The following is a 22,112-nucleotide window of genomic DNA, read 5'->3' as shown; positions in this document are numbered from 1 at the left end:
CGTGTGACTACTATCGTTTCAGTCCGCCGCCACGGCAAAGTGGTAATCGGTGGCGACGGCCAGGTTTCCCTCGGCAACACCGTCATGAAAGGCAACGCGCGCAAGGTGCGCCGGCTCTACAAGGATCAGGTCATTGCCGGGTTCGCTGGCGGTACCGCAGACGCCTTCACGCTGTTCGAGCGCTTTGAAGCCCAACTGGAAAAACATCAGGGCAACCTGGTACGCGCCGCCGTCGAGCTGGCCAAGGATTGGCGTACCGATCGCGCCCTGCGTCGTCTTGAAGCCTTGCTGGCCGTGGCCAACAAGGATGCATCGCTGATCATCACCGGCAATGGCGATGTCATCGAGCCGGAAGAAGGCGGCCTGATTGCTATCGGCTCCGGCGGCCCCTTCGCTCAATCATCTGCCCTGGCGCTACTGCGCCATACCGACCTGTCAGCCCGTGAGATCGTGGAATCCAGCCTGAACATAGCCGGCCAGATCTGCGTCTTCACCAACCACAACCCGACCATCGAGGAGCTGGACGCCAATACCTGAGGCGTTCGGAATCAGCATGTCCATGACCCCCCGCGAAATTGTCCACGAGCTGGACCGCCACATCATTGGTCAGCAGGACGCCAAGCGCGCAGTGGCCATTGCGCTGCGCAACCGCTGGCGCCGTCAGCAGCTGCCCGATGCGCTGCGCAATGAAGTGACCCCCAAGAATATTCTGATGATCGGGCCAACCGGTGTCGGCAAGACCGAAATTGCCCGCCGCCTGGCCAAGCTGGCGCAGGCGCCCTTTATCAAGGTTGAAGCGACCAAGTTCACTGAGGTCGGTTACGTTGGCCGCGACGTCGAGTCGATTATCCGTGACCTGGTCGATGCCGCGATAAAGATGCTGCGCGAACAGGAAATGAGCAAGATGGGCCACCGCGCCGAGGATGCTGCAGAGGAACGGATTCTCGATGCGCTCCTGCCGCCGCCGCGCCAGGGCGTAAGTGACGAGCCGGCCCGGGAAGATTCCAGCACCCGTCAGCTGTTCCGCAAACGTCTGCGTGAAGGTCAGCTGGATGACAAGGATATCGATATCGAAGTGGCCGACGCCCCAGTCGGCGTCGACATCATGGCGCCGCCCGGCATGGAAGAAATGACCAGCCAGCTGCAGAACATGTTCTCCAACTTTGGCAAGGGCAAGCGCAAGACCCGTACCCTTAAGGTCAAGGATGCGATGAAGTTGGTCCGTGACGAGGAAGCCGCTCGCCTGGTCAACGAAGACGAACTGAAAACCCGCGCCATCCACGTGGTAGAGCAAAGCGGCATCGTGTTCCTCGACGAGATCGACAAGGTCAGCAAGCGCGCCGACAGCGGAAGCGGTGCGGATGTGTCCCGGGAAGGGGTACAGCGTGACCTGCTGCCGCTGATCGAAGGCAGCACGGTGAACACCAAATTTGGCATGGTCAAGACTGACCATATCCTGTTCATCGCCTCAGGTGCCTTTCATCTGACCAAGCCGTCGGATCTGATTCCGGAACTGCAGGGCCGCCTGCCGATTCGTGTCGAGCTGCAATCGCTGTCGCCGGATGACTTCAAGCGCATTCTTACCGAGCCGGATGCATCGCTGACCGAACAGTACCGCGCGCTGATGCAGACCGAGGGATTGGGCATCGAGTTTGCCGATGACGCCATTGCCCGCCTGGCTGAAATCGCCTGGCAGGTAAACGAGAAGACCGAAAACATCGGCGCGCGCCGTTTGCACACCGTGCTCGAACGCCTGCTGGAAGAGATTTCCTTCAGCGCCGCCGACCTTGCCTCCAGCCAGGATGGCAAGGCGATGGTTATCGATGCGGCTTATGTTGACGAGCATCTCGGGGAACTGGCGGTGAACGAGGATCTGTCGCGGTATATCCTCTAATCGTTTAGCTGGAAGCTGGAAGCTGGAAGCGAAAGGCTGGAGGCTGGAGGCTGGAAGCCTGAATGTTGAAGTGTTTGTCGGTTGACGAGTTTGGGACATACCAAATTCGAGCCCCCCACACATCACTACGACTTCCAGCTTCCAGCCTCAAGCTTTCAGCCCCGCGCCCCAAACCTAAACTCCTAACCCGAACCTCCACCCAGCCATCCTCCTGAACACAGCGACCGAGACCCTGCCATGCATACCGCAATCCCCACCGATATCAAACTCAAGAAGGCCTCCCGCACCCTGATGCTCAGCTATGCCGATGGGCAAAGTTACTCGCTGCCGGCGGAATACCTGCGGGTCTATTCACCTTCGGCTGAAGTGCGTGGGCACGGCAACCCTGTGCTGCAGACCGGCAAGATCCATGTCGGCTTTACGGGCATCGAGCAGGTGGGCAACTACGCGGTAAAACTGGAATTCGACGACGGCCATGAAACCGGGCTGTATAGCTGGGATTATCTTTACGAGCTTGCGACGCAGCAGGAGCGTTTGTGGCAGGCCTACCTTGACCAGCTCGCCGAAGCCGGCGCCAGCCGCGATCCCGACGAGGCAGTGGTGCGCTTCGTACCCTGATCGGGTGTAGCCAGGCTCTGATGTATTAAACGCTCCCCTTCCAACCGGCGGAACTTCACATCGCCGGCACAGGTCTCTTGTCCTTGCTGCATACCGTTGCGTTAATGGTCTCGGCTGAGCGGGCCGCTGCCCTACGCAGCGCTTGAGCAACCCTCGCTCCAACGCATCGACGCCCTCTCGATCCTCGACGAGACCAGGACAAGGAAAGCTTGATGTCAGGCCATAGCGACCATTCACTGGACGATCTGGAGCGATCTTTAGCCGCGACGTTGCGCAAGCTGGCAGGCTCCGCGGTCTCACAACCCTGCCACCATGCACAGCACACGCGGGCGCTGCTTGCTGAGCTTAGCGACGCGTTAACCGGCAGGCCCACCGAAGAAGCCGTCTGGCAAGACGCACGTTTTGCCCATCCCGCGTGGCAAAGGCCATTACGCCGCAGGCTTGTGGGCGCCTGGTCTGCCTGGATGAAAGGCACCCATGGCTGGGTGGACGGGCTTGATGTATCCGCTCATGACCGAGCGCGACTGAAACTGGCCCTGCGGCAACTTCAGGATGCAATTGCGCCGTCCAACAGCCCCTTCAACCCCGCTTTGGCGGAACGCCTGAAACAAACCGGCGGGAGTTGTCTGCGCGAAGGTATCAGCAATCTGCTGGAAGACATCGTCGCTCAGCGTGTGTTGCCAGCTGCGGGTAACCCCAACAGTCTTCTGGTCGGTCGGGATCTGGCGACTACGGCAGGACAGGTGGTTCACCGGACGCCGCTACTCGAACTGATTCAGTACCTGCCGCTTACCAGCGCAGTGCATGCCGTGCCTTTACTGGTTATCCCTCCACCACTCAATCGCTATTACTTGCTCGATATGCAGCCCGACAGCAGCTTGACCCGTTACGCCCTCGCACAGGGTATGCAGGTGTTCATGATCAGCTGGCGCAATCCCAATCCGAGCAATGCGGCATGGGGTCTGACGCATTATGTCCAAGCAGCTGCCGCCGCCCTGGAAACAGTTTGCGCCATCTCCGGTAATCCACAGGCAAACCTGCTCGGGGTGTGCAGTGGCGGGGTAATAGGGTTGGGGCTACAGGGCTGGCTGACCGGCCAGAACATGTCGAGCCCGGTCAGCGCTGCAAGTTACCTTGGCACACCCCTGCATGTTCTCCAGCACAGTGAGTTGAGCTTGCTGGCCAGCCCGGCCCTGCGACAGCGCCTGCGCAATCTTGCGTGGCGCAAGGGTTGCATTGATCACCGTCAGCTCGCTGCAGGCTTCGCCTGGTTGCGCCCCGGGCAACTGGTGTGGCCGCACTTTCAGCGTTACCTGCTGGCTCAGCCAGGGCCGCCTGACCCACTGACTTTCTGGAGTCAGGACAGCACACGGTTGCCCGCTCAGCTGGTTCACGATCTGCTCGATCTGCTGGAGCGGGACGCCCTGAGCGTGTCCGGCGCCCTGGTAATCGATGGTATTCCCATCGAACTGGATAAACTGCGAACCCCATCCTGGCATCTAGGGGCCGAGCGTGATCACATCGTGCCCTGGCAAAACGCTTATCCGGGCGACAGTCTGGGTGGCGATAAAACCTTCACGCTCAGCCATAGTGGACACATCCAGAGCCTGGTCAATCCGCCGGGCCACCCAGGCGCCTGGTATCAAAGCGCGGCGGCCAGAACCGGCATGACGATCGATCAATGGCAAGCCGCCAGCGAACGGCAAGCGGGTAGTTGGTGGCCTGATTGGGTTACCTGGCTCCGGGGCCACAGCGGCGATTTACGCAACGCGCCGGCCGTGATGGGCAACACAACCTATCCAGCGCAATATCCGGCACCAGGCCGTTACGTACATCAGCTATAGGAACGTGATGGCAACATGACGGGGACCACATGAAAACGCGAGATCGCATCCTCCTGTGTGCGCTTGAACTGTTCAACGAACACGGTGAACCGAACGTCACCACGCTGGATATCGCGAACGACCTGGATATCAGCCCCGGGAACCTCTACTACCATTTTCGCGGCAAGGAAGCGCTGCTTGTCAGCCTGGTGGAGCAGTTTCAGGATCACACCCGCGATCTGCTGGAAATGCGTGGCGACCCGCAACAGCTCGAGCCCGAAGACTACTGGCTGTTCATGCACCTGTTGTTTGAAGCCATCACCGACTTTCGCTTCCTGTTCCAGGACCTGTCCAACCTGACCGGGCGCTACGACTTCATCAGACGCGCCATGCAACATTGGCTGGCCGCCCTACGTGACAGTCTGAACAATATGTTGATGGCGCTGCGCGAGCAGGGACATCTGACCGCCGACGATGCCGATATCGAACGACTGCTTGATGCCCTCTGCCAGACGTTTGTGTTCTGGCTGGATTTTCAACGCGTAACACGCCGCGACGATATGGGACCGTCGCAAGCCGTTCGCCAGGTGTTGGGATTGATGCTGCCCTACCTTGATGAGCCCAGCCGGGACTGGATGCGCACGCTGATAGACCGTTACAGCTAACCAGGGTCTATTGACGTCTCATCGCGAGCCGCGATGAAACGTCAACAGACCCTAACCCTGCCAATAAAAAACCCGACCGGTAGCCACCGATCGGGTTCTGGTTCCAGCTGACACATCAGCGGGTCAGACGGGGTACGTCAGGTTCCCGTCTCGCCCGGCTGCGTCTTCTTGTCTGAACCCTCATCGGCAGCCGACTTCGATGGCGCCTTGGCTTTGGTTGCGGCCTTGGGCTTGGTCGGACGCTGCTTGTTCGCTGCTGCCGACTTGCCATTCGCCCTGGTATCCAACTCTGGCTCCAGTTTGGCGGGTTCCTCCGGTGCGACCGGGGCGGCAGCTACCTCTGGCTCGGTCTCCAGCTTATCGGTCGTTTCATGCACTGCTTCGGCAGCCGGTGAGGCTGGCGCAGGCGCGGGGGATACGCTGGCTGCGCGGTGCGCTCCCAACTCACTGACCAGTCTGGACAATTCCTCGATCTTGTCATCCAGAGCCTGCAGCTCGCTGCGAGTAGGCATGCCCAGACGGGACAGAGCGCTTCCGAGTCGCTTGTCAAACGCCGCTTCCAGTTCAGTCCAGCGGCCGCTGGCTCTACTCCAGGGCTTGTCACCCTTAGACTCGAAGCTGTCAGTAGCGCCATCCTTGGCCTTGCCTGCGCGAGATTTGAACTCCCCGACCTTTTTTTCGATATTGGCCTTGGCCGTCTGCTCGGCTTCCTCGCCGTCCTTGATCAGCGTCTCGAAGAGCTTGACCCGTTCCTTGCCAACCTTGGCATAGGCACCCAGGCCAGCAAGCCAGATCTGCCGTGAATAATTTTCCAGATCATTGGCCCATTTTTCCTTGTCGTGCTTTTTATCGTCCGTCATGGAAGCACCTCCTCTGAAAGCTTACTTGGCCTGCATCGATCTCAGCGAAGCGCTCAGCATGTCCAGCTTGTTGGACAACTGTTCGATATCCGATTTGCTCGGAATACCCATGCGCTCCAATGCCGAGGCCACGCGTTCGTCGAACATCTCTTCGACTTTATGCAGATTCCCGCCGTTACGCTCCTGCAAGCGGTCCTTCAGGCTGGCGACCTTGCTGCCGGCAGCATCGATGCGCTCGGAAATGAATTCCTTGCTGTTCTGCTCCAGCTGCTCGCCTTCGCTGACCAGTGTCTTGAAGTAGTCGGCGCTGTCCTTACCGGCCTTGGCATACACGCCAAGTCCAGCAAGCCAGATCTGGTGAGCGTATTTGCGCACGTCGCCAGCAAACGCCAATGCATTTTCTTCTGCTTCGATGGTATTGAGCTTGACCATGGTGTAACTCCCGACTGTTGAGTGAGACGTAAGCCGAGTCAATTACCGGCTTCTGATGGTCAAACTACGCCGGAGAATTAGAAAAAACATACTAATCACAGAGGTCTGCTGACCGTTCATCGGCGGCGCGATGCCAGGTCAGCAGATGCCAGGTCAGGCCAGGTACTTATCCAGCGCCTTTTCGATTTCGTTCTTCACCATGCCGGACATGGGCGTGAACATCATGCCGAGTTTGACCACAACCCTGACGCTTTCCTCGGCTACATAGATGGTGCCGTCGGCGCCACTGCGCTTGAACGTCAGCTGATCGCCTTTCCATTCGCACTTTGCATCGAGCTTCTGGGCCAGTTTATCGGCCAGCTTCTGTGCGCGTTCCCGGGCGGTTTCCTTACCCAGAGCGTGTTCTCGCGTGATATCTACGGTTGCCATGAATTGTATCTCGTCTGCGAATTGATCCAGGCGGCATCATGCCGCAATGCCGGCTTTCCGTCATCCGCGACTGCGACAGCCTGTCCGCTGCAAAACCAGCCCCGGCCCCTCGATTTGCGGTTAGAATGTCGGTTGATTTGCCAAGGCGCCGACCCCATGACTGACAAGCACAACTCAGACAACACCACTCATTTCGGCTTCAAGAGCGTGCCGGAATCGGAGAAAGCCGCAAAAGTCGCGGATGTATTCCATTCCGTGGCGGCCAAATATGATTTGATGAATGACCTGATGTCGGCTGGCGTCCATCGATTGTGGAAACGCTTCACCATCGAGCTTTCAGGTGTCCGCCGAGGCAACCGGGTTCTCGATATTGCCGGTGGCACCGGCGATCTGGCCCGCAAGTTTTCGTCTCTGGTCGGCCCCGATGGTGAAGTAGTGCTGGCCGATATCAATGCATCGATGCTGAAGGTCGGCCGGGATCGTCTGCTCGACTGCGGCGTGTCCGGCAATGTCCGCTTTGTTCAGGCGGACGCCGAAGCGCTGCCCTTCCCTGACAATCATTTCGATTGCATCACCATTGCCTTCGGCCTGCGCAACGTTACCCACAAGGAAGCGGCGATCGCCTCGATGCTGCGAGTGCTCAAACCCGGTGGCCGGTTGTTGGTGCTGGAATTCTCCAAGCCGCGTAACCAGTTGTTCTCCAGAGTCTACGATCAGTATTCCTTCAAGCTCCTGCCGTTGATGGGCAAACTCATCACTCAGGATTCCGAAAGCTACCGTTATCTGGCCGAGTCGATCCGCATGCATCCGGATCAGGAAACCCTCAAGGCGATGATGGAAGAAGCCGGTTTCGCCCGCGTCACCTACCACAACATGACCGGCGGAATCGTGGCGTTACACCGAGGAATCAAACCCTGATGCTGACGCAGGCCATGCTCGCGGGAATCGAGTACAGCCTGGAACAGGCTATTGCCCGTGACCCGCTGACCGCCAGGCGCCTCGGTGCGCTGGAGGGTAAGGTTATCCTGATACGCGGCAGCGCGCCTGACTGGCAGGTGTTTGTATTGCCCGGCGAAGGCAAAATCCGCTTGATGAGCCAGTCCGAGCTTGAGCCCGACTGCACTCTCGCAGCGCCCAGCAGCCTGCTGGCGCAGCTGGCATTCAGCGATCAGCGTCAACGCTTGCTGCAAGATCAACAGGTGGTCCTGAGTGGCGACAGTCAGGTATTGGTCACCCTGCAGAATATCCTCGGCGACCTGCGGATTGATGGCGAAGCCGAACTGGCACGCTGGCTGGGCCCGGTTCCCGCGCATGGCATTGCCAATCTGCTGCGCAGCGGCCGCGACTGGGGCACGCAGACGCATCAGAGCCTGAACCACAGCCTGGGCCGCTATCTGACTGAAGAAACCCGCCAACTGGTGGGCAAAGCCGAGGCCAACGTCGCCGCAGAAGAACTCCACGCGCTGCAACTGCGCCTGGACCGGCTTGAAGCCCGCCTGCAACGCCTAGAGAATCCGCCTCAGGACACCCCCGACGCATGAACCTCACCGCGTTTGTTCGCCTGTTTCGCATACTGCAAATCTTTACCCGCTATCGGCTCGATCAGCTCATTCTGCAGCTGCCGCTGCCGTGGTTTGCGCGGTTCGTGTTGAAAATCGGCCCCTGGCGTTTGCATCGCGCGCCGAAGATGAGCCGCGGCGCCCGCTTGCGCCGTGCCTGTGAGGATCTGGGCCCGGTATTCATCAAGTTCGGGCAGATCCTGTCTACGCGCCGCGATCTGCTGGCGGACGACGTTGCAATCGAGCTGGCCTGGCTGCAGGACAAGGTCCCGCCCTTCCCCTCCGAGCTCGCCAGGCAGCGCATCGAAGAACAGCTGGGTCAGACCATTGACGAGGTGTTCGCCAGCTTTACCGACCAGCCGCTGGCCTCGGCATCGGTGGCCCAGGTACACGCAGCGCGTCTGCATGACGGTACCGAGGTGGTGGTAAAGGTCACCCGACCCGGCGTTGGCGCAACTATTCACCAGGACATCCAATGGTTGTTTCTGGCCGCACGCACACTTGAACGCTTTTCCAGTGAGGGCCGTCGGCTACGCCCGGTGGAGGTCGTCAGCGATTACGAGCGAACCATATTCGACGAACTCGACCTGTACCGTGAAGCGGCCAACGCTTCACAACTGCGGCGCAATTTCGAAAACTCCACACTGCTCTATATCCCACAGGTCTACTGGAACTGGTGCCGTCACAAGGTCATGGTGATGGAGCGCATCAGCGGGCTGCCGGTTACGGATATGGAAGCGCTGCTCGATCAACGCACCGACATGAAGAAACTCGCCGAGGCCGGCGTGGAAATTTTCTTTACCCAGGTGTTTCGCGACAGTTTCTTCCATGCCGATATGCATCCGGGCAACATTTTTGTGTCGCGTAGCCATCCCTGGCAGCCGCAATACATTGCCATCGATTTCGGGATCGTCGGCAGCCTCAACCCGGAGGACCAGGATTATCTCGCGCGCAACCTGCTGGCGTTCTTCAAGCGCGATTACCGCCGCGTGGCACAGCTGCATATCGACTCCGGCTGGGTGCCAGCGGGCACGCGCGTCAATGAATTCGAAGCGGCGATCCGCAGTGTCTGTGAACCGATCTTCGCTCGGCCGTTGAAGGATATTTCCTTTGGTCAGTTGTTGTTGCGCCTGTTTCAGACCGCTCGACGCTTCAATATGGAGATCCAGCCGCAGCTGGTGCTGCTACAGAAAACGCTGCTCAACATTGAAGGCCTGGGCCGGCAGTTGTATCCCGATCTGGATCTTTGGAGCACCGCCCAGCCCTATCTGGAACGCTGGATGCGTGAGCGCATGATGCCGCAGCAGCAGGCACGTGTGCTGCACCAACAACTGGAGCAGATCCCACCGCTGCTGACCTCCACGCGGCGCGCCATGGACCGTCTGGCGGAGCGAGAACCGGAGCCAGCAGCTCGCAAGCACGATTCCAGCCGCGCTTTGCGGCTGATTGGTGTCGTGCTGGTGGTGCTTGGCGCCAGTGGTCTGGGCACGGATGTCAATCTGTGGACCCAGGCGCAGCCGCTCCACTGGCTGCTGGTGGGCACGGGTGGTTGGCTGGTGATCCGTAAACACTAGACCCTGTCTATAGACCCTGAGGGATACCGTCGAACTGGCATCCGTCCCCTGATAACTGGCACACTTGTACGCATGATAGATACTTCCTTGAATACGGCCTGGCTCGACGAAATAAAGTGGGACGCAAATGGCCTCATCCCTGCGATTGCCCAGGATATTCACAGCAATCGCGTGCTGATGGTCGCCTGGATGAATCGTGAGTCGCTGCAGCTCACCGTGCAGGAGAATCGGGCGGTATACTGGTCCCGTTCGCGCCGCAAGCTATGGCGCAAGGGCGAAGAATCCGGCCATATCCAGGTACTGCACGAACTGCGCCTGGACTGCGACAGCGATGTGATCGTGATGATGGTCGAGCAACTCGGCGATATCGCTTGCCATACCGGCCGTCAGAGCTGTTTTTACCGGGTATTCACTGACGGTGAATGGCAGACAGTCGAACCGGTCATCAAGGACCCACACCACATTTACGAGCATAAACATGAGTGACACGCTGAGCCGGTTGGCCGAAGTACTGGAGCAACGCAAACAGGCTGGAGCGGACGCTTCCTACGTGGCCAGTCTGCACGCCAAGGGGCTGAACAAGATCCTGGAGAAAGTCGGCGAGGAATGTACCGAAACGCTTCTGGCCGCCAAGGATTGCCAGCACAGCGATGACAAGTCGGAGCTGATCTATGAAACGGCCGATCTGTGGTTCCACAGTCTGGTCATGCTCAGCCATCTGGGTCTCGGGCCAGAGGATGTACTGAAAGAACTTGAAAGACGTTTTGACCTTTCCGGCCTGGCCGAAAAGGCGTCGCGTCAACATAACTGAGGGCGTTGCCCTGGAGGTTTGCAATGGGTTTTGGCGGCATTAGTGTTTGGCAATTACTGATCGTATTGCTGATCGTGGTCCTGCTGTTCGGCACCAAGCGCCTGAAGAGCATCGGCGGCGATCTGGGCGAAGCCATCAAGGGCTTCCGCAAATCGGTCAATGATGAAGATGAAAAGCCCTCGGTTCAGAACAAGACCGGGGACACCCTGGACGTTCAGCCTGAGAAAAAGTCGGAAACTCACCCCCGGGACTGATCGTCCATGTTTGATATCGGCTTCATTGAAATGCTGGTGGTGGCCATCGTCGCCCTGTTGGTACTGGGGCCCGAACGGCTGCCCGGCGCTGTGCGCACGGCCGGGCTGACCATTGGTCGCATCAAGCGCGGTTTTGCTGACGTGCGCTCTCAGGTCGAGCGTGAGATCGGCGCTGACGAGATTCGCCAGCAGCTTCATAACGAGCGGATCATGTCCAACCTGGAGAAAAGCGGTAAACAGGACAAGCAGGGCGGCAAGCCGGAAAAACCTGCCAAACCGGATCCCGGTGCCCCGGTCGCAGACCCCAAGGTTACCGATTCAAACGTCAAGCGTGCCGGTAACACGCCCGTAACATCCACCGAGCAGACTGCCCCGACAGCCGATACAGTGGCGACCCTCGACGGCCCGACGCCGTCGATTGACGATACCACCGATGACTCTCCGACACGTCCCGATGAGCGATAAGCGCACCCCGGCCCAGCTGGCCGAAGACATGCCCCTGGTGGCACACCTCACCGAACTCCGCTCGCGACTGCTGCGTATTGTCGTGATCTGGATGCTGGTGTTCGCTGGCCTGTTCTACTTCGCCAACGACCTTTACACTTTCATATCCGAGCCGCTGCGCGTGTTCCTGCCGGAAGGCACCAGCATGATTGCCACCGACGTGGCATCGCCCTTCCTGACGCCCTTCAAACTGGCCCTGATCAGCGCATTGTTCCTCGCCATGCCCTTCGTGCTGCATCAGATCTGGGGCTTCATCGCCCCGGGCCTGTACCGCCACGAAAAACGACTGGCGATACCCTTGCTGGCGTCCAGCATCATTCTGTTCTATTCCGGCATGGCGTTCGCCTATTACGTGGTGTTCCCGCTGGTGTTCGGTTTCTTCACCAGTACCGCGCCGGCCGGCGTGGCTGTCATGACCGATATCAACAAGTATCTGGATTTCGTCCTGACCCTGTTTATGGCATTCGGCCTGTCGTTTGAAATCCCGGTGGCGACGGTTCTGCTGGTTCTCACGGGAGCGGTGGATGTAGCCAAGCTGCGTGAAATACGGCCTTACGTGATCGTGGGCTGTTTCATCATCGGTATGGTGCTGACGCCTCCGGATGTGATTTCCCAGGCCTTGTTGGCAGGTCCCATGTGGTTGCTGTACGAGGTAGGGATTCTGTTCAGCCTGCTGCTCAAACGTAAGAAGGACGCCGAGCAGGACGCGCAGGACAATCCGCCAGCATGAACCTGCTCTTGCTCGACGAGCAGGATTTCAGCGATGCCTCCCATGTAAAACTGAGCGGTCGCCGTCTGCGTCATATGCTCGAGATTCAGCAGCTGAGCACCGGCGATACGCTGCGGGTAGGCCGGATTGGCGGGATGATGGGACAGGCACAGATTCTCTCGCTCTCGGATAACCAGGCCGAACTCAACATTACCCTGGACGCTCCTCCGCCCCCCAAGCTCCCACTCACGCTGCTGCTGGCAATGCCGCGGCCCAAGATGTTCCGCCGCATCATGCAGCACTGCGCCACCCTCGGCGTGCCGCGCATTATTCTGCTCAACAGTTATCGCGTCGAGAAAAGCTTCTGGCAGACACCTTTTCTTGAACCGGCTGCGCTACGCGAGAATCTGTTGCTGGGGCTTGAGCAGGCCCGGGATACGGTGTTGCCTGAAATCATCATCGAGAAGCGCTTCAAACCCTTCGTTGAAGACCGTCTCCCCGAGCTGATTATCGGCAGCCAGGCGATGGTCGCCCATCCCGGTGACTATCCACCCTGCCCGCGCGCCCTGGCCTCCCCGGCCACCCTGGCTATCGGACCGGAGGGCGGCTGGATACCCTACGAAGTTGAAAAACTGATCGAGGCCGGCTTCACACCGGTGCAACTGGGCGAACGAATCCTGCGGGTCGAAACAGCTGTAACAGCCTTGATATCCAGGCTTTATTGATACCTGCAGGCCAAGCCGTCGTCGTCTCATCTCCGCAGATCAGCGCGCCAAGGCCCTGGAGATCCACCTATAAAACGCAAGCATAGGAGCATTCATGTCCAGACCATCTGTTGCCGTTGTGATCGGCGCCGGCGATGCCACGGGCAGCGCCATTGCCCGGCGATTTGCCCGTGAGGGTTTTGCTGTATGCGTCACCCGCCGCCAGGCGGACAAGTTGGCACCGCTGGTAAGCGACATCGAGGCCGCCGGAGGCAAGGCGTACCCGTTCGGCTGTGATGCCCGCCGTGAGGAGCAGATGGTCGCGCTATTTGATGAGATTGAACGCGACCTGGGTGAGATTGCGGTGGTGATATTCAATATCGGCGCGAATGTACAATTTTCGATTACCGAAACCACCGAACGGGTATATCGCAAGGTATGGGAAATGGCCGCGCTGGCTGGCTTCCTTACCGGCCGCGAGGCCGCCAGGGTGATGCTGCCCCGCCAGCGCGGCACTATTATCTTCACCGGCGCCACGGCTTCGCTGCGCGGCAGCAGTGGTTTCAGCGCTTTTGCCGGCGCCAAGTTCGCGCTGCGCGCTCTTGCCCAGAGCATGGCCCGCGAACTGGGTCCCCAAGGCATCCACGTCGCACATCCGATCATCGACGGCGCGATAGATACCGCCTTCATTCGCGACAACTTTCCCGACCGGTATGCCCTGAAGGACCAGGCCGGCATTCTCGACCCGGAGCACATCGCCGAGCAGTACTGGCAGCTGCATTGCCAACCGCGGGACTGCTGGACGCATGAGCTGGATCTGCGTCCGTGGATGGAAACCTTCTGAAAATCTCAACACCAGGAACCTGCAATGAATAAAAAAATCGAGTTCTATTTTGATGTCGGTAGTCCGGCCAGCTATCTCGCATGGACCCAGATCAAGGCCATTGCACAACGCCACAATGCTGCCCTGGAACTCAAGCCAATGCTGCTTGGCGCCGTGTTTCAGGCCACGGGCAATAGCTCACCGGCGAGCGTACCGGCCAAGGGCAATTACACCCGTCAGGATTTCCAGCGCTTCGCCCGGCGCTACGGTGTGCCGCTCAACCACAACCCGTTTTTTCCGATCAATACGCTGCAGCTGATGCGTGGGGCGGCTGCTTATCAGAATACCGAACAGCTCGATCGCTATCTGCGCGCCGTTTTCACTGCCATCTGGGTAGACGAACTGGACATGGGCAAGCCGAAGATCGTCGCCCAGGTGCTCGAACGTAACGGATTCAACCCGGCAGAAGTGATGGGCTTGATCGGTGATCCGGCGGTAAAGGACCGGCTGCGCCAGACCACCGAGCAAGCCATTGCCAGGGGTGTGTTTGGCGCTCCCAGTATCTTCGTCGACGACGAACTCTTCTTCGGGCAAGACCGTCTGGATTTCGTAGAAGAGGCCCTAGCGCGCGAAGGCTAGGATCATACCTCCAGGAGAAAGGTAACCGGCCCGTCGTTGACCAGATGCACCTGCATGTCAGCGCCGAATTTTCCGCTGCTAACGTGAGTGTGATGCTCGCGAGCTTGCCCGAGCAGGTATTCAAACAACTCAGCGGCCCGTTCTGGCGGCGCCGCTGTGGAAAACCCCGGCCGCAATCCCTTGCGTGTGTCGGCTGCGAGAGTGAATTGCGAGACCAGGAGCAACCCTCCCTCGACGTCTTGCAGCGAGGCGTTCATACGGCCCTCCGCATCGTTGAAGACCCGATAACGCAGTAGCCGTTGCAGCAATTTATCGGCGCGGGTGTAATCATCCTCTGGCTCGATGCCAATCAGCACGAGCAGACCATGGTCGATCGCCCCGACAACTTCTCCATTTACCTCTACCCGGGCCTGGCTGACCCGCTGCAGCAATCCCTTCATGCCTATTCTGCCTGGGGAGGCAGGTGTAACAGGCGTTGCGCCATGGACTGTGTGGCACGAACCAGCGCGTCGGCCGTGCCGGCCTCGGACGCAGCGTGCCCGGCGTCACGGATAATCTGTAGCTCACTGCCCGGCCAGCTCTGGTGCAAGGCGTAGGCATTATCCAGCGGACACACCATGTCATAACGACCATGGATAAGAATGCCAGGGATATGTGCAATAGACGGCATGTCACGCAGTAGCTGATCCGGCTCAAGAAAAGCCTTGTTGATAAAGTAGTGACACTCGATCCGGGCCATTGCATAAGCACGACGTGAGTCATTGAACCGGTCGAGCACTTGCGCACTGGGACGCAACGTGGCGCAGCGGCCTTCCCATACTGACCAGCTCCTGGCCGCGTGCATCCGGCGGATCTCGTCATCACCAATCAACCGGCGATAATAGGCCGAGACCATATCGCCACGCTCGACCTCCGGAATAAGCGAAGCATAGTCCTCCCAGTAATCCGGAAAGATGTGGCTCGCGCCTTCCTGGTAAAACCAGCGTATGTCCTGGTCGCGGCAGAGAAAAACACCACGCAGGATAATGCCACTGACCCTGTCCGGATGCGCCTGGGCATATGCCAATGCCAGCGTCGAACCCCAGGAGCCACCGAACAGCACCCATTTATCGATCTTCAGATACTCACGCAGCGCTTCCATATCGCTGACCAGATGGGCTGTAGTGTTGTTCTCGAGACTGGCGTGCGGCGTCGAGCGACCCGCTCCGCGCTGGTCGAAAGTGATGATGCGATACACCGAAGGGTCGAAGAAACGCCGGCTTAGCGCGTCGCAACCGGCACCCGGTCCGCCATGCAGAAAGACCACCGGCAGACCGTCCGGCTCACCGCTTTCATCAACATATAAAACGTGGGGGGCCTCGACGGCCAGTTCATGGCGAGCGTAGGGTTTGATCTCCGGATACAACAGTTGCATGGTCGGGCTCCTGAATGTCGACTCGTCTCAACCGATACTGTTTTTACCAACATTACTCACCGGCGTTATTACTGTCACCTGCCTGCGTCATCTAGCCGAACGGACGCACACCAATCAACCATTGATGCAACCAGAGCGCGAATATAACCCAGAGTACCAACCCGACTACTACCGCCATCACATCACGGCTCAACTTGCCTGCAGGCCGTACCACACCGGCAGCGCGATCACGTCGGCGCAGGACAATAAACAGCGCTACGGCCCACGCCAGGAAGCCTCCAAACAGCAGCAGATCGGCCAGGGTGCCGTTGGCCAGAAGGTGCGCAATGGCCCAGAACTTGACGCCGAGCAGCATCGGGTGCCCTATCCGCGCTTTCATCTTCGTGCCGGGCAGATAGGTGGCTACCAGCAGAATGAATGCCGGTATCGTCAACAGCGCCGCAAGATGCCGTGTCCAGACCGGCGGGATCCATAACCATGTGGGATCCAGCCGTGCCTGACCATAACCCCAGACGATAAGCACCAGACCGATCAGCGCGGTTAATGAATAGATACCCTTCCAGGCGTTCTGCCCGAGCCGCTGTTTTTGCGCAGCGCGCCAATCGGGAGCGAACAACCCCGTCGAATGAATGCCGAGAAAGATCACCAAACCTGCTACCAGAGCTAACATTTTCTATCCTTTCTGTTGTTATGGGTGTGCGGGCAGCATGGGGATCAGCGCACACCCGATGCGACGCCGCGTTGACTCCCGATAACGGCAACCCGCAAACCGTTTTAGCGCATTCTTGCCGTCAGCGATTCGCCTTCCGCAGTAAGCAGAACCAGCGCATCCTGTTCGTTGAACCTGAATTGCTGCACACGCTGCAGCATATCGAGAAAGCGATGTTCCTGCTCCATTAATGCCGGCGGGCAGGCTTTTTTAGTGCTGATTACGTCCCCCACCACCAGCGCTTCTGTGGTCAATTCATACTCGGCCGAGTAGTTATTGCAGGACGCCTGTCCCGCCAGTCGATCATTATGCAAAAAGGCCAACTCGACCCGCGAGCCATCGATAATCCCTCCGCCGTTGATATCCTCAACAACCCACTCAGCGCCCTGCAGCAAGCGCGCTGGGTCTCCGCCACAGCCCTGCAACGCCTCTCCATCAACTGTCAGGGAAACCTCGCGCGGGTACGGCATCGCGGTCATGCTGTCGTAACAGATGCTGCGATGGGCGGTCAGGCGTAACCCGTGATCACTGCCCTCCTGGCCGGCTTCGATGGTCACGCCCTCGCTATTGTCGTCAATGATCTGGTACGGCGCTGTGAATTCCTGATCCTGATCGGGACGCTGCCAGGTCAATTCGCCGTTCTCCAGCCGCACATGCCAGGCCGGCTCGTTGCCAGAGGCGAGGAATGGTTTGGGCAGCGCTCCCGGCGGCACGCATTCGGGGTAAGCTTTGCCTTGAAGTGTCAGCAAGGCGCTGTTCCCACGGCTCCAGAAGCGCGTCGCAGGGTCCCCTTCAGCCTCGAACCGGGCGCCAGCATGCGTCTCAACCGGGAGCAATATGTATTCGTCGTCTGCCACCTCGAGAATCAGATCATCGCCTTCATAACCAACGCTGATCTGAGCCTGCCCACAGGACAGGATGCTGGAGAAGGCTGCCTCTCGATGCGGTAGCAGTACCAACTCACCGAGGTTGATTTTCTCCGCTGTTGGGCCGATCTCCACGGGTTCGGCCAACCAGGTGGCCCGTTCACCTTCCATGATCATGGCGCGTAACTGATAGGCATCGGCGCGCTGCAATTGCTCGGGGTCGACCTCGAGCACAAAATGCACGGGGACGTTACGGCCGATCAGTTCGATGCGCTGGCGGGCCAGAACACTTTCCGGCTCAGTTTCACCCGGCGCTGCGTAGCGCAGCTCGATCACAGCCTGACTTTCCGGTTGCAGGGCCGTGCGCGCCTGATAGGTCAGGTCGCCTGTGATGCGCAACATCTGCGTCTGTTCATCCCCCGCCGGAGAGGCGTCAACGGGGGGCGTTTGAGCAGGCGCGGGCGAGTCATCGCTACAGCCGGTCAACATGGACAGCGAGACACTCATGAGCATGGCAGATAGCAGATACCGCATTAATGGACTCCTCTGATGGCATCCCGTCAGACTGCCACATCCCTCACCGCGTTCACAGCACAGCAGCCAGGGGCAGAGTCAACTGACCCGCCACCAGCGATTCACGAGGTTAAATCATTAGATAGCAACGGGATCAGAAGCTCGAGCCCGGCTGTTTGAGAAAGGCGATTTCGGCATCAGTGGACGGGCGACCCAAAGCCGCATTGCGATGGGGATAGCGGCCGAAACGCTCAAGGATTTCCTTATGGCGCTGTTCGAACCTGAAGCTGGTCTCCAACCCCTTGATTGAAAACAGCTGCATCGCCTGTTCGTGAATCACCAAGGATTCGCTGTGCATGAAAGGCATGTACATAAAGCTGCGCTGGTCGAGGGTGAGGTTCTGGTCAGCCTTTTCAGTAATGGCCTCCTGAGCCAGCACCAGAGCCATGCCATCCCAAGCGAACGCCTGCGGGCGGTCGCGGTAGATGTTTCTCGAAAATTGGTCCAGCACTATGATCTCTGCCAGCCGGCCCTCGGCACTCTCGCGCCAGCTAAAGAGCTCGCCGCGAATAGCCTGCCCGTGCACCGCCCCAAAGCAGTCAACGATGAGCCGGTCAAGTTGCGGATCTTTCTTCCACCACATCGCTGGCTTGAGTTCGTTGAACCAGAAATTCAGAACATTGGAGTACATACGCTCATGCTCATCGGTAAGAACTGCCCCGCTGCCGGGATCACGCCAATAGTCACACGCCGCGAACTTCACAATATGAAGCTGGCGGGACGCTCGGTCCTGCCAGCATCAGGCTCAGAAAGCCGCGACAATGTCTGCGCCTAGATCACGCCGCAGGCAATCCGCTTCCCGCCACCACCAAGAGGCTGGGGCTCGTCGGAATGATTGTCACCTCCAGCATGAATCATGAGCGCACGACCTTTGATTTCTTCCAGCGTTTTGATTCGCGGCGCGAGAACCGGGTAATGGGCATTGCCATCATCCCCGACATACAGCGCCGGCAGGTCACCCAAGTGGCCTTGACCATAGGGCCCGTCATGCTCGCCCTTGTCGTCTGGATCGAAATGACCACCGGCCGACTTGGCTGCCACGTTCTCGCCCTCGCTCATGGCCGGCTCACAGTTTCCTGTTTCATGTACATGGAAGCCATGAATCCCGGCGGGCAGTGAATTCAACTTGGGGGTGAAGACCAAACCATGTTCGGTTTCATTGATAGTTATCTGACCAACGAATTCGCCTACTCCATCGCTGCTGACCTGGTTCATGGTGACTTCGCTGGACGCAGCCTGGACAGTCCCTACGGACATCGCCGCACCCAATGCCAGCCAATGAATTGCTCTCATAATGTCTCCTTTGTTTGCTTGGTCGAGCTTTAAAGCTCGGTTATGCATCGTTTCTACCTATTCCGCCGCCCCAGCGTTTCAGGAAGCCTGCGACGAACATGCTGAGGCGGTGGCTTGCTCTTCAGTAAAACCACGGCATACCGCCGCCAGTTTGTTGCCATCCGGATCGCGAACATAGGCCGCAAAAAAGTCATCCGCGTAGTGCGGACGCAGCCCCGGTTCACCCTCACTGGTGCCACCGTTATCCAGCGCCGCCTGGTAAAACGCCCGTACGGCGCCCCAGCTATCAGCTTTCAGCGCAACCATGGTGCCGTTACCAACCGTGGCAGCACCTCCATCGAAGGGTCTGCACAGCCACAACGCCAGCTCCGTTGCGCCCTCCTGTTCGTAGACACCCCAGCCGACGATATCTTCCCATCCCGCTTCGTCCTGAGATCCACCACAACGGGAGATACCGAGCGGAGCAAGGGCCTGGTCGTAAAAGCGCGCCGAGCGCTCCAGGTCGCTACTGCCAAGTGTGATATAGGTGAACATGGAATGTCCTGCCTTTGGCCTGCCTGACAATACAGCCTAGTTCAGTTTAGCCAGCTGATACGCGGGAAACTCGACAGCCAGCTCAAAATCGCAGCAGGCCCTGAAACGAAACAGGGCTGCGCGAAGGCAGCCCTGTTGTTCTACTCATGCTTAATCCTTGCCACGGGTTACCATGCCGTAGATCACCAGCAGGATGATCGCACCAATGACCGCTCCAATGAAGCCTGCGCCTTCTCCAGCCTCGTAAAGCCCCAGCGCCTGCCCGCCATAGGTCGCCAGGAGAGAACCGCCGATACCGAGCAGAATGGTCATGATCCAACCCATACTGTCGTTGCCCGGTTTGAGAAAACGGGCGATCAGGCCCACGATAAGGCCAATGATGATCGTACCGATAATACCCATGGATATACCTCCTCTGGTCTCAAGCGCAAACATTGCGTAACGCTTGAGACCAGAGAGGTGCAACTCAGTTCGCTAACGACAGGGTCGGCATAAACAACGCCGCGCCTTGTTCGAGCGATGCGGTCGGTATTGCAGGGCTAAAACTGGCAGCGACCCGCCCCGGCATTGGCCATCACATGGCTCTTGACCTGACTGGTCGGCAGCAGATCATAGCGATAAGGTGGCGTGTAACTGACAGCAGCGCCGGGGTTCGGACCGGCAATACTGCAATCGGAGCCATCCTGCCAGGTCACGTTGTTGAACTGATTGTTGCGAGCATCCCAGAAGCCGATCTGGCTGCTGTAACAGGAAACAATCGGGTTCCTGGCGTTCTCGAAGACGTTGTTGTCGATCCGCACCCGGTTACCCATGCGGGTATTGATACCGGTATCCAGAATCCGGCTGTAGTAGTTGTTGTAGATATGCGTCTGGCCGAAGCGCAACAAGGGCGCGCGGGAGTAGACGTTATCGAAGTGGTTGAAAGCAAAGGTAATGCGGCGGTCATCCTCGCTGCTGTCACTGTGGCCCCAGAGCGAAGTTTTCCAGCTGTCGCGAAAGATGTTGTACGACAGGGTGACGTGGCTGACGTCGAGCTTGCCGTCGATCAGGCTGTCGTAGTAATCCTTGTCCATGTCCAGCGTGTTGTAGAAGGTATTGTGGTCGACCCAGACGTTGCGCACCGGCCGCGTGCCATCAAGCTCGATACCGTCACCACTGCCGTCGCGAACGTGATGAATGCTCAGGTTACGGATAATGATGTTGCTTGAGCCCCTTACCAGCAGCCCGCGCCCGTCCAGTACGCCGCGGTTGCCAACACCGATAATCGACAGGTTACCGGTATCCTTGATATCAAACCGGTTTACCCCGGAGTTGCCCGCATTGATGGTGCCGTTGACGCGGATAACGGTACGGTGCGACTTGTTGCTCTTCCATGCATTGGTGTGATTGCTGATAGCCGCGGACAGCTCACGTCCGGTGCTGACCGTCACTTCCTGACCGCCGGCCCCACCGGTAGTGCCGTTACCCTGCGCGGCAAAGCCCGGCGGGCTGGAAAGGCAGGCCGTTGCGCCGGGCGTGCCGCCGCCACCGGTATCGCCAACCGCGCGAAACTCCCACTGCTGGTTCACACCGCCAGTATCAGTCCACTGGCGAATATCACCGCCACCGCGCGTGCTCCACTCCCACACATCCAGTGCCAGGCCACTGTGCCGCAAGATAATCTTGTGGTGGCGATCGCCGGCTTCCTTGATCTCCCATTGCTGGTTATAGCCTTGTGTAAAGGACCACTGGCGTATATCACCTCCAGGCTCGGTACTGAATTCATACACATCCAGCGATTTCGCGCTGTGCGCCGGTCGGATCGAATAATAACCGTTGCCCAGATTATCCACGTCGAATTGCTGGTTAGCCGCACCGTTCAGATTGCTCTGTATGACGTTGGCGCCATCGGTCTGGCTGTTCCCCTCTATCGCAAGCGCCAGCCCACTGTGGCGCGAGACGATGGTATAGCGACCGTCTTCAACCTCCGCATGCGCGGCGGCAGAAATAAGCAGGCTGAGCAGCAGCAGACCCGGCCGTTGTAATCGATGGGTATTGATAAGAGGCATGGAAAGTCTCCAGTCAGGTGAGTTGGGTGCGCTACTGCCCGGTCAACCGGTTGCCCACTACGCGCGTGCTGGCGGTTATCTCTGCTCCCGGCTCCGGTGTCGGCACCGGATTGGCCGAAAGCATCATGGTCCCAGGCAAAGCGGGAGACCGGGCCCGGCAGTCACTGGCGCCGGGGCGGCTAAAATCAAGGTGGGTGCGACCAGGGCCGCGAGCAAACGGAGGGCTGAGCATGGTGACATTGTTGGCTTCCTGATTGGGTCCCGGCCAGGGTGCAGTAACCCTAGTCGGCGCGCTCAGAAAGGCATAACGCCAAAACCTGAAAAAGCGGGGCAGTTCGCAAACCCAATCGGGTGGGCAGCCGCCGCAGGCCAGCCCT

Annotated in this window: 28 protein-coding genes; 16 read left to right on the top strand and 12 right to left on the bottom strand. The window is 58.9% G+C overall.

From position 1 onward, the window contains the following. Positions 1-3 precede the first annotated feature (3 nt). From hslV to FZE95_RS17560, 5 genes are all read left to right on the top strand, one after another. A complete protein-coding gene (gene hslV / locus FZE95_RS17580) occupies positions 4-537 on the top strand; it encodes an ATP-dependent protease subunit HslV (RefSeq protein ID WP_150302127.1) in 534 nt (177 codons plus the stop codon). A gap of 16 nt (positions 538-553) precedes the next feature. Next, positions 554-1,894: an ATP-dependent protease ATPase subunit HslU gene (hslU, locus tag FZE95_RS17575; protein WP_150302126.1), complete on the top strand. Its 1,341-nt coding sequence runs from the start codon at positions 554-556 to the stop codon at positions 1,892-1,894. A gap of 237 nt (positions 1,895-2,131) precedes the next feature. Beyond that, a complete protein-coding gene (locus FZE95_RS17570; protein WP_150302125.1) occupies positions 2,132-2,512 on the top strand; it encodes a gamma-butyrobetaine hydroxylase-like domain-containing protein in 381 nt (126 codons plus the stop codon). Between the two features lie 212 nt (positions 2,513-2,724). After that, entirely contained in the window at positions 2,725-4,356 is a 1,632-nt protein-coding gene (locus FZE95_RS17565; protein WP_150302124.1) for a PHA/PHB synthase family protein, read from the top strand. Positions 4,357-4,385: 29 nt separating this feature from the next. Further along, positions 4,386-5,000, top strand: a complete 615-nt coding sequence (locus FZE95_RS17560; RefSeq protein WP_150302123.1) for a TetR/AcrR family transcriptional regulator — start codon at positions 4,386-4,388, stop codon at positions 4,998-5,000. A 137-nt stretch (positions 5,001-5,137) separates the two neighbouring features. Here FZE95_RS17560 and FZE95_RS17555 read toward each other — a convergent pair whose 3' ends face one another. The 3 genes from FZE95_RS17555 to FZE95_RS17545 all read right to left on the bottom strand — a co-directional run bounded on the left by FZE95_RS17555 (position 5,138) and on the right by FZE95_RS17545 (position 6,721). Beyond that, on the bottom strand, positions 5,138-5,860 hold the full coding sequence (locus tag FZE95_RS17555; RefSeq protein ID WP_150302122.1) for a phasin family protein: 723 nt from the start codon (positions 5,858-5,860) through the stop codon (positions 5,138-5,140). Positions 5,861-5,881: 21 nt separating this feature from the next. Beyond that, positions 5,882-6,292 carry a phasin family protein gene (locus FZE95_RS17550; protein WP_150302121.1) on the bottom strand — a complete coding sequence of 137 codons (411 nt, stop codon included), beginning with the start codon at positions 6,290-6,292 and terminating at the stop codon, positions 5,882-5,884. Positions 6,293-6,445: 153 nt separating this feature from the next. Continuing rightward, entirely contained in the window at positions 6,446-6,721 is a 276-nt protein-coding gene (locus tag FZE95_RS17545; RefSeq protein WP_150302120.1) for a polyhydroxyalkanoic acid system family protein, read from the bottom strand. Between the two features lie 156 nt (positions 6,722-6,877). Between FZE95_RS17545 and ubiE the strand changes: the two genes are divergently transcribed. The 11 genes from ubiE to FZE95_RS17490 all read left to right on the top strand — a co-directional run bounded on the left by ubiE (position 6,878) and on the right by FZE95_RS17490 (position 14,298). Further along, positions 6,878-7,639 carry a bifunctional demethylmenaquinone methyltransferase/2-methoxy-6-polyprenyl-1,4-benzoquinol methylase UbiE gene (gene ubiE / locus FZE95_RS17540; RefSeq protein WP_150302119.1) on the top strand — a complete coding sequence of 254 codons (762 nt, stop codon included), beginning with the start codon at positions 6,878-6,880 and terminating at the stop codon, positions 7,637-7,639. Further along, positions 7,639-8,262, top strand: coding sequence for a ubiquinone biosynthesis accessory factor UbiJ (locus tag FZE95_RS17535; RefSeq protein WP_150302118.1), 624 nt, complete (start codon positions 7,639-7,641; stop codon positions 8,260-8,262). Before ubiE ends, FZE95_RS17535 begins: the two co-directional genes overlap by 1 nt. Continuing rightward, positions 8,259-9,854 carry a ubiquinone biosynthesis regulatory protein kinase UbiB gene (ubiB, locus tag FZE95_RS17530; protein ID WP_150302117.1) on the top strand — a complete coding sequence of 532 codons (1,596 nt, stop codon included), beginning with the start codon at positions 8,259-8,261 and terminating at the stop codon, positions 9,852-9,854. Before FZE95_RS17535 ends, ubiB begins: the two co-directional genes overlap by 4 nt. Before the next feature lie 72 nt (positions 9,855-9,926). Next, positions 9,927-10,340, top strand: a complete 414-nt coding sequence (hisI, locus tag FZE95_RS17525) for a phosphoribosyl-AMP cyclohydrolase (protein WP_150302116.1) — start codon at positions 9,927-9,929, stop codon at positions 10,338-10,340. After that, a complete protein-coding gene (locus FZE95_RS17520; RefSeq protein WP_150302115.1) occupies positions 10,333-10,665 on the top strand; it encodes a phosphoribosyl-ATP diphosphatase in 333 nt (110 codons plus the stop codon). Before hisI ends, FZE95_RS17520 begins: the two co-directional genes overlap by 8 nt. 23 nt (positions 10,666-10,688) lie before the next feature. Further along, a complete protein-coding gene (gene tatA / locus FZE95_RS17515) occupies positions 10,689-10,919 on the top strand; it encodes a twin-arginine translocase TatA/TatE family subunit (RefSeq protein ID WP_150302114.1) in 231 nt (76 codons plus the stop codon). A gap of 6 nt (positions 10,920-10,925) precedes the next feature. Beyond that, complete coding sequence (gene tatB, locus FZE95_RS17510) at positions 10,926-11,384, top strand: Sec-independent protein translocase protein TatB (RefSeq protein WP_150302113.1); 459 nt, start codon at positions 10,926-10,928, stop codon at positions 11,382-11,384. Then, entirely contained in the window at positions 11,353-12,153 is an 801-nt protein-coding gene (gene tatC / locus FZE95_RS17505; RefSeq protein WP_223825117.1) for a twin-arginine translocase subunit TatC, read from the top strand. The genes tatB and tatC overlap by 32 nt, the downstream gene beginning before the upstream one ends. Beyond that, positions 12,150-12,857: a 16S rRNA (uracil(1498)-N(3))-methyltransferase gene (locus tag FZE95_RS17500; RefSeq protein ID WP_150302112.1), complete on the top strand. Its 708-nt coding sequence runs from the start codon at positions 12,150-12,152 to the stop codon at positions 12,855-12,857. The genes tatC and FZE95_RS17500 overlap by 4 nt, the downstream gene beginning before the upstream one ends. Before the next feature lie 94 nt (positions 12,858-12,951). Further along, entirely contained in the window at positions 12,952-13,680 is a 729-nt protein-coding gene (locus FZE95_RS17495; protein WP_150302111.1) for an SDR family oxidoreductase, read from the top strand. 24 nt (positions 13,681-13,704) lie between these two features. Beyond that, the gene (locus tag FZE95_RS17490; protein WP_150302110.1) at positions 13,705-14,298 is read left to right on the top strand and encodes a 2-hydroxychromene-2-carboxylate isomerase; all 594 of its coding nucleotides are present in this window, start codon (positions 13,705-13,707) and stop codon (positions 14,296-14,298) included. Positions 14,299-14,300: 2 nt separating this feature from the next. Here FZE95_RS17490 and dtd read toward each other — a convergent pair whose 3' ends face one another. The 9 genes from dtd to FZE95_RS17445 form a co-directional block, all read right to left on the bottom strand. Continuing rightward, complete coding sequence (gene dtd / locus FZE95_RS17485) at positions 14,301-14,738, bottom strand: D-aminoacyl-tRNA deacylase (protein ID WP_150302109.1); 438 nt, start codon at positions 14,736-14,738, stop codon at positions 14,301-14,303. A gap of 2 nt (positions 14,739-14,740) precedes the next feature. Further along, the gene (gene pip / locus FZE95_RS17480; protein ID WP_150302108.1) at positions 14,741-15,712 is read right to left on the bottom strand and encodes a prolyl aminopeptidase; all 972 of its coding nucleotides are present in this window, start codon (positions 15,710-15,712) and stop codon (positions 14,741-14,743) included. A gap of 91 nt (positions 15,713-15,803) precedes the next feature. Next, a complete protein-coding gene (locus FZE95_RS17475) occupies positions 15,804-16,382 on the bottom strand; it encodes an NnrU family protein (protein WP_150302107.1) in 579 nt (192 codons plus the stop codon). Positions 16,383-16,486: 104 nt separating this feature from the next. Continuing rightward, on the bottom strand, positions 16,487-17,821 hold the full coding sequence (locus FZE95_RS17470; RefSeq protein WP_150302106.1) for an META domain-containing protein: 1,335 nt from the start codon (positions 17,819-17,821) through the stop codon (positions 16,487-16,489). Positions 17,822-17,954: 133 nt separating this feature from the next. Next, positions 17,955-18,491 (bottom strand): DUF924 family protein, encoded by a 537-nt coding sequence (locus FZE95_RS17465; protein WP_150302105.1) that lies wholly within the window; start codon positions 18,489-18,491, stop codon positions 17,955-17,957. A gap of 140 nt (positions 18,492-18,631) precedes the next feature. Then, positions 18,632-19,153 (bottom strand): superoxide dismutase family protein, encoded by a 522-nt coding sequence (gene sodC, locus FZE95_RS17460; protein WP_150302104.1) that lies wholly within the window; start codon positions 19,151-19,153, stop codon positions 18,632-18,634. Positions 19,154-19,231: 78 nt separating this feature from the next. After that, entirely contained in the window at positions 19,232-19,687 is a 456-nt protein-coding gene (locus FZE95_RS17455; protein WP_150302103.1) for a VOC family protein, read from the bottom strand. Positions 19,688-19,837: 150 nt separating this feature from the next. After that, positions 19,838-20,089: a GlsB/YeaQ/YmgE family stress response membrane protein gene (locus FZE95_RS17450; RefSeq protein ID WP_150302102.1), complete on the bottom strand. Its 252-nt coding sequence runs from the start codon at positions 20,087-20,089 to the stop codon at positions 19,838-19,840. Between the two features lie 137 nt (positions 20,090-20,226). Continuing rightward, positions 20,227-21,735, bottom strand: coding sequence for an RICIN domain-containing protein (locus FZE95_RS17445; protein ID WP_150302101.1), 1,509 nt, complete (start codon positions 21,733-21,735; stop codon positions 20,227-20,229). Positions 21,736-22,112: the final 377 nt, after the last annotated feature.

The sequence above is a fragment of the Pseudomonas profundi genome (assembly GCF_008638305.1).
GTDB lineage: Bacteria > Pseudomonadota > Gammaproteobacteria > Pseudomonadales > Pseudomonadaceae > Halopseudomonas > Halopseudomonas profundi.
The sequence above is the reverse complement of the archived record's forward strand: the minus strand, read 5'-3'. Positions and strand labels throughout refer to the sequence as shown.